Raw genomic sequence first — 926 nt, forward strand, 5'->3', positions numbered from 1 at the left:
GAATTTCAATATGTAAAGAGAATGGGACTAGAGATGTGAACAAAATTCGAACGGATTTGTGAAGAATTTTTGAATGGGGAAAGTAATGTGAGAAAAGTCACATTGAATATGTAGCTTCTTTTTTATAATGAAGGCAAATAAAAAATTTGAAAGCTTACTAATGATTTGAGTAGAAAAGAAGGGATATAGATGCACGAGAAGATGAGAGATTCTTTAGAGCGGCCACTTCAAGATTTACGTATTTCAGTTATTGACCGTTGCAATTTTAGGTGCACGTACTGTATGCCGGCGGAAGTGTTCGGACCTGATTACGCTTTTTTACAGGAAGAGTTTTTATTAACGTTCGATGAAATAGAAAGATTAGCGAGATTATTTATAAGTATGGGAGTTGAAAAAATTAGGCTTACTGGCGGTGAACCTTTATTGCGTAAAGATTTACCGAAGTTAATCGCAAGGCTTGCAAAGATAGAAGGTTTAACGGATATTGGACTCACAACAAACGGTATTCATTTAGCAAAACAAGCTAAGCTATTAAAAGAAGCGGGATTAAAACGTGTAAATATTAGTTTAGATGCGATAGAGGATCACGTCTTCCAAAAAATTAATGGACGAAATGTAAGTACAAAACCTGTATTGAAAGGAATTGAAGCAGCAAAGGCAGCTGGATTAGAAGTAAAGGTAAATATGGTCGTAAAAAAAGGGATGAATGATAGTCAAATTCTTCTTATGGCTCGTTATTTTAAAGAACAAGAAATTCAGCTCCGTTTTATTGAGTTTATGGATGTGGGCAGTACGAACGGATGGAACTTTGAACAAGTTATTACGAAGGAACAATTAATAGAAAAAATTAATCGTGTATATCCTATTGAGCCCATTAAGCCTCGTTATTTTGGAGAAGTAGCGAAATTGTATCGGTATGTAGGGAG

General features: G+C 35.0%; 1 protein-coding gene. It reads left to right on the top strand.

The annotated features are described in order from the left end of the window. Positions 1-189 precede the first annotated feature (189 nt). Positions 190-926: GTP 3',8-cyclase MoaA (moaA, locus tag AC1DTM_RS28885; protein ID WP_477001530.1), on the top strand; the 737-nt coding region annotated here is incomplete at its 3' end.

The organism is Bacillus sp. P4_D3 (assembly GCF_056401855.1).